The sequence below is a fragment of the Arthrobacter sp. ISL-65 genome, from assembly GCF_018613795.1.
In the GTDB taxonomy this organism is placed as follows: Bacteria; Actinomycetota; Actinomycetes; order Actinomycetales; family Micrococcaceae; genus Arthrobacter.
In genome coordinates, this window is the sequence record NZ_JAGGPN010000029.1 from 2,716 (window position 1) to 10,901 (window position 8,186).

The window sequence follows — 8,186 nt, forward strand, 5'->3', positions numbered from 1 at the left end:
CCGTAGTCACCCTCGGCGTACTCACCGGCACCCTTGAGGCCAGCGGCAGTGTCTACCGAACCGGCTTCTCCGTAGTCACCCTCGGCGTACTCACCGGCACCCTTCAGTCCCGTGCCGGCGTCCAGCTTTCCCGCATCTCCATGGTCACCGGAAGCGTATTGGCCGCTCTCACCTTCTACCGCAGGGTTCGGTGTGTCGACGTCATCTTTGCGGGCATCGGATTCGTTGTTCTCAGACATTGGGGATCCTTCCTGGAAGCAGTGCACCCGAGCAGCGTGTGTCGGATTCTATCCGCGATCCCGGCGGAGCGACAGAGCTCTTTGTCTGGGCAGGAAAGTCCCTGAGCCGCGAAGAAGGGTCCCCCACGCAGCTCAGTACACCAGCTCCAGGGAACGCTCCCGCGGACCCGGGGATGACCGGGGTGAACGGAAGGGACCGGCGCAACTGCGGGAAGCCTGACGGGACGCCGAAACTGGACGGTCCACTGGCGCCGGATCCGGACCGCGGTTAGCTGCCCCGTTTCCAGGCCGTGGGCGGTCAGAGTGCCTGTAGGGCCGAGCCTGTTCACTGCCTCGGTGAGTTGCTTGGGCCGAAAGGGTTTGATCAGGTATGCCGAGGCTCCGGAGACCATGCCGGCCATTTCATCATCGGCCTCGGCCAGCAGGCCGGCGGCGGACGAGCCCGACCGGACCCTATTACTCCGACCAGGCCTCCGGGCAGGCGGGAGCCGGACATGGCAGTGGCCTAGGGAGTCCTTAGCGCTATTGCACGCGGATGTTCTGTGCGACAGGGCCCTTCGCTCCGTGCCCGACCTCGTAGTGGACTTTCTGGTTTTCCTCCAGGGAGCGGTATTCGTCACGGGCGATCCCTGTGTAGTGGGCGAAGATATCCCCGGACCCGTCGTCCGGAGAGATGAACCCGAAGCCCTTTTCGGCGTTGAACCACTTGACCGTTCCTGAAGCCATGTCTGTTCCCCCTTCTGCTACTCTGCCCGCCAACGGCCGGCGTAACGGACACCGTCGTCCGCATCCCACAACCTACGGGCACCATCACCGGGAGGGCAAGCGGGCCAAAGCCCTTGCGCTCACATCTGGGCCCAGGCGAAGTGCGGAGAACGGCGGCATCGGCAAGGGAGTAGTCCGTCGAAGGGCAGATCTTAGGCTTGGCGCGGTGCCTCATAACCCTTGCGTCCCGAATCCCTAGGGTTTCGAGACAATTTTTAGCTGGCCCTTGGGAGCGCGACAAATAGCGCCGCCAAAACGCGGCCATTTACCGCTGGAAGTCACAGCTCGAAACGTGAACGAGATCCCGCGTGCCTCTGAACGTGCTTCTACACGCCTGCAAGTTGCGGACCGCGCGGCCGAGATCTTGACGTCGCACTTGCATTTTGCAAGTATGAGCCGCATGAGCCTTTTCATCACCTGCCCGGTCGAGAGCGTCGGGCGCGCGACCGCCTTCTACACCGCCCTGGGCTGGACCCTCAACCCAGAAATGTCCGATCACAACGTGTCATGCTTCGCGATCGCGCCCGAGCAGTACGTCATGCTCGGCAGTCGCGAGATGTATGCGAGCGTCGGCGGCGCCGAGGAGCTGGTCGGCGGACCCGATACGCCCTCGAAGGTCACGGTCTCGTTCGACCTCGGCAGCCGTCAGGCGGTCGATGAGCTCGTCGAGCGCGCCGGTGCCGCCGGCGGGCGGATCGGTGATATCGACGACTACCCCTTCATGTACCAGCGCCAGTTCGACGACCCTGACGGCTACCACTACTCGCCGTTTTGGATGAAACCGGACGCCGATCCGACCGAGTGAGCGACCTCGCCGCGGCCCTCGATATCGTGGGAGCACGGTGGGCCTTGCTCATCGTGGAGCGGCTGCTCGACGGGCCGCAGCGCTACGGCGATCTGCAGCGCGACCTCGGAGTGCCGACCAACATTCTCGCGACCCGCCTGCGCGAGCTCGAAGCGGCCGGGGTACTGTCCCGTCTGCCCCTCCGGCACAACACCCGGGCCTACGCGCTGACCGACCGCGGGCTTGCCTTGCGTGAGGCGATCATCGCTCTAGGACGCTGGGGCAGCGATGAGGCCTAGGCGTGGCGCGGAATCACGATACGCTCCGACGAGTTGGCTGGGCTCTGCCCCTGCAACACTTGGGCGGGCTGGATCCATAGAGGCGTAAAGGGTGTTGAGCTGACGGTAGAGGGTTCGGGCAAGGTAGCGCTTGAGGGATCTTCGGATTTCGCGGTAGCCGGGGCCTTCTCGGGTGCGTTTGGCGACGTAGTCCCGTGTTCCGGGATGGTGAACCATCCGGGTCATGGTGATGGTGTGCAAGGCTCGGTTGAGGCGCCTGTCACCGCCCCTGTTGAGCCGGTGACGGACAGTGTTACCGCTTGAGGCTGGCAAGGGATTTACCCCTGCCAGTGACGCGAAGGCAGCTTCGCTGCGAACCCTTCCTGGATGCGACCAAGCCGTCAGGACGGCAGCGACTGAAACGGCGCCAGCGCCCACCATCTCCAGCAGCGGGGCGGCGGGACTTTGCTGAATTAGCTCAGTCATGCGCTTCTGATTAGCCGCCAGCTGAGTGGTCACTTCGAGAGCGCGGCGCGCCAACCGAACCGCTTCCTCCCGAGCAATCGCTAGTTCCATCTGCTCCTGCCGTTCCCGCCATCTAGTGATCGCAGCGATCTGCGCGGGAACCAGAGGCTTACGGGCGTCGACTCCGAGGTCATGTGCCCGGAGGAGGGCGATGAGTGCATTTACGTTCATTGTTCGTTCCCGAGTCAGCTGATCCCGGGCTGCGCTCAGGATCCTGAGTCCGGCACGGGTTCCTTCATCCCGGCGCGGAACCCGGAGTTGGGACTCCTCCAAGCCAAGGACGGCGGTTCCGATGGCGGTGGCGTCCAGCGGGTCGGATTTTCCCAGCCCCCGACGGCCTCGGGCGTTCATCCGTGGAGCTTCGGCGACGTCGTAACCGGCGTCCGTTACTGCCTTGGCCAGACGGGCCCCATATGAGCCGATACCCTCAACAGCCCAAAGACACCCCATATCGCCGTCTGTCCTTCGGCCTACCCAGGCGAGTGCGCGTGAAATCCCTGCCGAGGTGGTCGGGAACTGCTCGCACGCGACCTGTCGCTTAGTGCTGGCCTCGATGATGGCGTAAGTGTGGGTGCGGGCGTGACAGTCCACGCCGATGACGAACGGGCGGGTCTGCGAAACGATAGTTAACGCACCACCCTCCTTCCTTTCGAACGGGCAAGAATGGCCGCAGCACGACCGGCGCCGGACCTGGGAAGAGTCACCCCGAGGCAAAACTGTGATGAGCCACAACCTCAGAGGCTGGGCAAGCTTCTAATCAAGCCACCGACGTGGGACAGGTCAGCGCCGGCCGCTCCACCCAACGTGGACAAATCGGAGGAAACGCACCTCGAGGGGCAATTGTTTTTTCGAGTCACGCACCAGGCAGAACGACCGGCATCAACACTGCCAGCTAGTCCCAGACCAGCCATGTAAAGACTCACAGTTGTTTTTTGCCTGCTGGCGAAGCTTGCGGAGCTGTGCCCGACGGAGGCCCTGTCCACCCGAAGGGCAAGGCTTGTGCAATCTGCGCAGGAAATAAGCGACGAAGGAGCGCCGGAGCCGATTGTGCGGGCCGCAGGCCCCGACGAAGGAGGGGCTGGATGGGGCCGGAACGGGCACGATAATCCGAAGGACAGCAGACAAAAAACGCCGTAGGCAACCAGGGCCGGGGATGGCCGGAGCCCTGCGACGGACAGCACTGGACCCAACAGCCGGCCGCGCCAGCGGACGCCATTGTGGGTGCGAGCCCTGCGAGCATGCCTTGATACAACCTGTTGCACGATTCGACGCTAGCCGGCCGCTCCCCTGCCGCAGCCCGGCGCGACAAGGTGATGTACTGCGGACGTCCGGTATGGGCGGGCCGCCGGTGACCACAGCGGAAGCTGCACCCTGCGGCGGCCCGCCCGGGCTTTTCCGCGCACCTGACTCTTCCCGGCACCCATTTGGGTAAATGAGGGCCGGGAAGGTGAAGGGTGAGCTAGGCCGCCAGCTGGGTGTCGAACAGCTCTTCGGCCAGCCGGATCAGGTACTCCGGGGCGTCCGCTTCTGCCCCGTGGTCCCCCTCACCGAGGAAGACGACGTTCCCGCAGAAGATGGCCGCGAGGTACAGGCCGGTTTCGCGCAGGAGGTGCCCGGCACGGATGTTCGGGGGCAGGTGGATGATCTTGCCCTCCTCGTTCAGGTAGGCATGCCAGTCTCCGCGGGTGATGGCTTCGATGTTCCCTTCGACCAGGGTCTGCAGGGTGGCCAGTGACGCGTAAATGGTTTCAATGTGTACGGGTTGGGACAGGCGGGCCGGGACGATCAGGGCGGTGCAGGTGGTGCTCATGGTCGTGTTCCTTTGTTTGGGCTGAAGGCTTGGGGTCCTGCACTCCTTTACTCATGTGAGTAAAGGAGTGCAGGGTTTGGGTGCTGGCTACGCGGTCCAGCCGGGGTACGGTGCGCGGTCGCGGCTGGGCAGTTCGGCGGCGGCCGCCGGGAGGTCGGCCGGGCCGGTGGCCTGCCCGTTCTTCCACGAGAAGAACGCCTGCTCGGTGATCGCTTCCCACTGGGCCCGCTTGGTGCGGAAGTACCTGCAGCTCACGTCGCCCTCGCAGTAGGTGGCGACGCCGAACAGGTTGCCGATCCTGTCGGCCGTGCGGGTCGCGGCGACGATGACGTAGGGCCACTGGCCCAGGTCCCAGCCTTCGCTCCCCCAGTTCGGCAGTGCCGCCCAGCCCTCTTCGGCGATGGCGTCGATCCACTCGTAGCCGTCGCCGCAGTGGAAGTCTCCGAGGACTGTCGCGCCGGGGATGGTTTCGCCGGTGTCGGCCGTAACGACCTCTGTGGTGGTGGTTTCGTTCATGGTGTTTTTCGTCCTTTGCTGAGGATTTGGTGGGCGGGGTGCGGTGGGTGACCGGCCAGCTTCCCCTTCTCCCCCGTTGTTTTTGCCTGCTGGCGAAGCTTGCGGAGCTGTGCCCGACGGAGGCCCTGTCCACCCGCAGGGCAAGGGACGTGCAATCTGCGCAGGAAATAAGCGACGAAGGAGCGCCGGAGCCGATTGTGCGTCCCGCAGGCCCCGACGAAGGAGGTGCTGGATGGGGCCGGAGCGGGCACGATAATCAGAAGGACAGCAGACAAAAAACGTCGTAGACAACCAGGGCCGGGGATGGCCGGAGCCCTGCGACGGACAGCACTGGACCCAACAGCCGGCCGCGCCAGCGGACGACCGTATCGGTGCGAGCCCTGCGAGCAATGTTGGGCACTCCCTGCCCCCGTTTTGGTGCGTTCAGGTCCGGTTGTCCGGCGGTGCTGGTGGCAGGATGGTGCCGTGACCAGGCAGCGTGGTGCGGCTCCGAATGCGGAGTGGGTGCTGATGTACCGGGGTGGGTTGACCCGCTCCCGGATCGCCATGCTCACGTGCGCGCCCGCCCAAACGGTGGGATACCACTTGTCCGTGGCGCTGGCCGCGGACCCCGAACTGCAGGCCGCCCACGAGAAAGCCGCCAGCAACGCACCGCCCCGGGTGAGTCCTCAGGGGCAGGCGCAGATGCGCGAGCTCGTGGCCCTGGTCCAGGAAACGGGCCGCTACCCCTCCCGCACTGCCAACGCCAGCGATGAACGCGCGTTGGCGTCCTGGCTGGAGCGGCGCCGCCGCGACGCCGCGGCCGGGACGCTCGCACCGGCCATCCACGACGGGCTGGCAACGCCCTCCACGCTCTGTTGTGGATGAGGCCAGGTGGCAGAACAGGCTCACCGACCTGGCGGCATATCACGCTGCGGGAAATGACTGGCCCCTGCACAAGTCCTCCATGACCGATGAGGAACACGATCTCGGGGTCTGGCTGCATTCCCAGCGCCAAAAGGCTCGCCGCGGCGAGCTGGACCCGGCCAAGATCCGGGCGCTGGATGAGGCAGTGCCGGGCTGGCGCACCGGCCGGCAACGCGGCCGCAAACCCCGGAACAGCATTCAGCCTTCCGGCTAGCTCCCGGCAACTGCTTGAGGTTTTCTCCGGGGCTTCTGTGCAAAGCTTTGAACCACCTGGATCGTTGCTGTGAATGATGGCACGCAGAAACAGCGTCCGATTGGACTTTGGGTGATTTTCATCGTCGTTCTCGTCCTCGTCGCGGCCGGGGTTTGGGCGCTGATAATTATGTTTGGACCCGTACTTGCCGACGTCTGGCGCGGACTCTTTTAGAGCATCGGCCCTAAAGGGACTCCTTGGTCTCGGGCGGGTGAGGTAAAAAGCTTGGATCGCCTGCGCACCTGCCTGAACAGCCCTGAAGTGCAGTCATCGGGCCACCGTGTGAGCCCAGAACGATGCGCGCCCTCGAGGTATAGCCAAACATACAGAACAAGCTCTCCGGCCAGTTCCACAAACTGGCCGACCCTAGTACGCCTAGCGAAGGCCAGCATCTACGCGCCGCGCTCCAACAGTGCAGGCTTCCCTGGCGTGGCCGGCTTCATCTTCCGGCAGGCAGAAGGGGCAAACCGTCGCCGCCTTTGGAGCCGGCTGCAAAGGGATTTGTGGGGCGGCAGGGGTCCGGCCCGGTATCACCGTGGGGTGGCACCGGGCCGGATGAAGTCTCAGATTCCTTCCGGTTAGGGGCCGGTGGTGAAGCTCCATGAGGTTCCGACGAGCGGGTTGCCCGCGGCGTCGCGGATGCCGGCGGACAGTACAGCCGTGTATTTCGTGCGTCCGGCGAGGGTCACGGTCGGGTTCAGCGTTGCCGTCCGGGTCGTTGCGTTGTAGCTCACTGCAGCGCTAACGAGTGCCCCGGTGGCGGCGTTTCTGAGAGCGAAGGTTCCGCCGGGGAGGCCGCTGACGGCCTCACCGAAGGTCGCGGTGACATGGCGACCCGGCTGACACCGGCCGCGTTCACCCCTGGCGTCCTGGCCGTCACAACCGGTCGCGGGCCGGTGGTGATTGCCCAGGTTGCCGGGACGAGGGGGTTGCCGGCCAGGTCCTTGATGGCTGTTGTGAGGGCCGCGGTGTGCCGCTTGTCCGCGGCGAGGGTCGCCGTCGGGTTCATCGTGGCAACCCGCGTCGCGGCGTTCCAGCTCACCGCACCCGCAACAGCGGCTCCAAGGTTGTTTTTCAGCGTGAAGGACGCGCCGCTCAGCCCGGAGATGGCTTCGTTGAAGCTGGCCGTGATGTTCCCGGTCTGGCTGATTCCCATTGCGTTGGCTGCCGGTGCCTTTCCGGTAAGCACGGGTCCGACCGTGTCGATCGTGACCGTGAGGGCGCCGGCGGACATGGTTTCCGTGCCGCCGGCTGCGAACTCGCTGGCGGTGATCGAGTGCCGGCCGGCGGTCAGCGCCGATGTCGGGTCAGCGAGTAGCTCCCGTTCGCGGCGACTGTTGCCGTGCCTCTGGACACCCCGTCCACGTAGAGGTTCACGTCCGTGGCATCGGGCAGTGCAATGGCTCCGGTGAAGGTGGGGGTGGTGAGTCGTGTGATGTTGTCCGTGGACGAGACACCTGTGTCCGCCGCGGCTGTCATGTCGGGGACGGACGGCCCCTTGGCGAATGGGGCGGTGCAGGGCGCGGCGGGCCCGCCGATTTGTCCGAACTCGAAGATGGTGCCCTCGGCTGTGGTTCCGGGATTCACTCCCAGCCACAGGCCCCGGCTTTCGGCATTGGTGGGTGATGTGGCCCTGTCGGCGTCAGAGATCCCGTCAACCGGACTGACGCCGCCGATGTTGGGCCACGTGGCAGTCCAGGTCGTCAGCTCCGGGCCGTCGTAGGTAAGGGTGCCGCCGTCCTTGGCCGCGCTCCCGGCGCGGATCGTCCGGCGCCCGTTCAGGGCAAATGCCTGTTTGTTGGCCACGACACGGGCCTCCAGCTGATCGATGGGGATCTGGCCGCCGCCGGCCGCGACAGCGGTTCCTTTCATGACCACCGTGGAGGCGTTGACTTTCGTGGCCGGCTGGGTGACCGTGACATTTGCGGCCGTCGTCTGGTCCCCGCCCGCTGCCGTCTGGACGAGTACCACGTCTCCAGGGCGGATGTCGGGCGTGACGCCTTGCCAGCACCCACCACCTGGATGGTTGACTTCCGCCATCCCGTCAAAACCGGGAGTGGCCGGGTCATCCTGCGGGACGAGGTTCGCAGCGGTGCCGACTACGGCACCG

At 65.4% G+C, this 8,186-nt stretch carries 9 protein-coding genes and 3 pseudogenes; 4 read left to right on the plus strand and 8 right to left on the minus strand.

Annotated features, from left to right (window positions below; translation table 11 throughout):
• Together J7I85_RS12455 and J7I85_RS12460 are read right to left on the minus strand one after the other, a co-directional pair.
• Positions 1-239, minus strand: a pseudogene (locus J7I85_RS12455) (hypothetical protein); the annotation flags it as partial.
• Between the two features lie 522 nt (positions 240-761).
• Positions 762-965 carry a cold-shock protein gene (locus J7I85_RS12460; RefSeq protein ID WP_214852158.1) on the minus strand — a complete coding sequence of 68 codons (204 nt, stop codon included), beginning with the start codon at positions 963-965 and terminating at the stop codon, positions 762-764.
• Positions 966-1,404: 439 nt separating this feature from the next.
• On the opposite strand from J7I85_RS12460, the gene J7I85_RS12465 reads away from it, so the two are divergent.
• Both J7I85_RS12465 and J7I85_RS12470 read left to right on the plus strand, forming a co-directional pair.
• A complete protein-coding gene (locus tag J7I85_RS12465) occupies positions 1,405-1,809 on the plus strand; it encodes a VOC family protein (RefSeq protein WP_214852159.1) in 405 nt (134 codons plus the stop codon).
• Positions 1,806-2,087 (plus strand): helix-turn-helix domain-containing protein, encoded by a 282-nt coding sequence (locus tag J7I85_RS12470; protein WP_056630244.1) that lies wholly within the window; start codon positions 1,806-1,808, stop codon positions 2,085-2,087. The genes J7I85_RS12465 and J7I85_RS12470 overlap by 4 nt, the downstream gene beginning before the upstream one ends.
• Positions 2,088-2,177: 90 nt before the next feature.
• Here J7I85_RS12470 and J7I85_RS12475 read toward each other — a convergent pair.
• The 3 genes and pseudogenes from J7I85_RS12475 to J7I85_RS12485 all read right to left on the minus strand — a co-directional run.
• Positions 2,178-3,215 (minus strand): annotated as a pseudogene (locus J7I85_RS12475) (IS110 family transposase); the annotation flags it as partial.
• 835 nt (positions 3,216-4,050) lie between these two features.
• Positions 4,051-4,401, minus strand: coding sequence for a DUF3846 domain-containing protein (locus tag J7I85_RS12480; RefSeq protein WP_214852161.1), 351 nt, complete (start codon positions 4,399-4,401; stop codon positions 4,051-4,053).
• An 87-nt stretch (positions 4,402-4,488) separates the two neighbouring features.
• Positions 4,489-4,917, minus strand: coding sequence for a hypothetical protein (locus J7I85_RS12485; protein ID WP_214852163.1), 429 nt, complete (start codon positions 4,915-4,917; stop codon positions 4,489-4,491).
• A 465-nt stretch (positions 4,918-5,382) separates the two neighbouring features.
• Here J7I85_RS12485 and J7I85_RS12490 point away from each other — a divergent pair, with 465 nt between their 5' ends.
• Positions 5,383-5,784: a hypothetical protein gene (locus J7I85_RS12490; RefSeq protein ID WP_214852171.1), complete on the plus strand. Its 402-nt coding sequence runs from the start codon at positions 5,383-5,385 to the stop codon at positions 5,782-5,784.
• Positions 5,777-6,037, plus strand: coding sequence for a helicase associated domain-containing protein (locus tag J7I85_RS12495; RefSeq protein WP_214852173.1), 261 nt, complete (start codon positions 5,777-5,779; stop codon positions 6,035-6,037). The genes J7I85_RS12490 and J7I85_RS12495 overlap by 8 nt, the downstream gene beginning before the upstream one ends.
• Positions 6,038-6,654: 617 nt before the next feature.
• Here the strand turns inward: J7I85_RS12495 and J7I85_RS25030 are convergent.
• The 3 genes and pseudogenes from J7I85_RS25030 to J7I85_RS12510 all read right to left on the minus strand — a co-directional run.
• Positions 6,655-6,987, minus strand: coding sequence for an Ig-like domain-containing protein (locus tag J7I85_RS25030; RefSeq protein ID WP_251024294.1), 333 nt, complete (start codon positions 6,985-6,987; stop codon positions 6,655-6,657).
• Positions 6,984-7,310: pseudogene (locus J7I85_RS25535) on the minus strand (Ig-like domain-containing protein); the annotation flags it as partial. The gene J7I85_RS25030 and the pseudogene J7I85_RS25535, both read right to left, overlap by 4 nt.
• Positions 7,311-7,366: 56 nt before the next feature.
• Positions 7,367-8,186, minus strand: an 820-nt coding sequence (locus J7I85_RS12510; protein ID WP_251024293.1) for an Ig-like domain-containing protein, incomplete at its 5' end; no start/stop codon positions are given.

Bases quoted from the DNA above. Each gene is read 5' to 3' on its own strand.
- J7I85_RS12460 (WP_214852158.1), bottom strand. From the start codon at position 965: ATGGCTTCAGGAACGGTCAAGTGGTTCAACGCCGAAAAGGGCTTCGGG.
- J7I85_RS12465 (WP_214852159.1), top strand. From the start codon at position 1,405: ATGAGCCTTTTCATCACCTGCCCGGTCGAGAGCGTCGGGCGCGCGACC.
- J7I85_RS12480 (WP_214852161.1), bottom strand. From the start codon at position 4,401: ATGAGCACCACCTGCACCGCCCTGATCGTCCCGGCCCGCCTGTCCCAA.
- J7I85_RS12485 (WP_214852163.1), bottom strand. From the start codon at position 4,917: ATGAACGAAACCACCACCACAGAGGTCGTTACGGCCGACACCGGCGAA.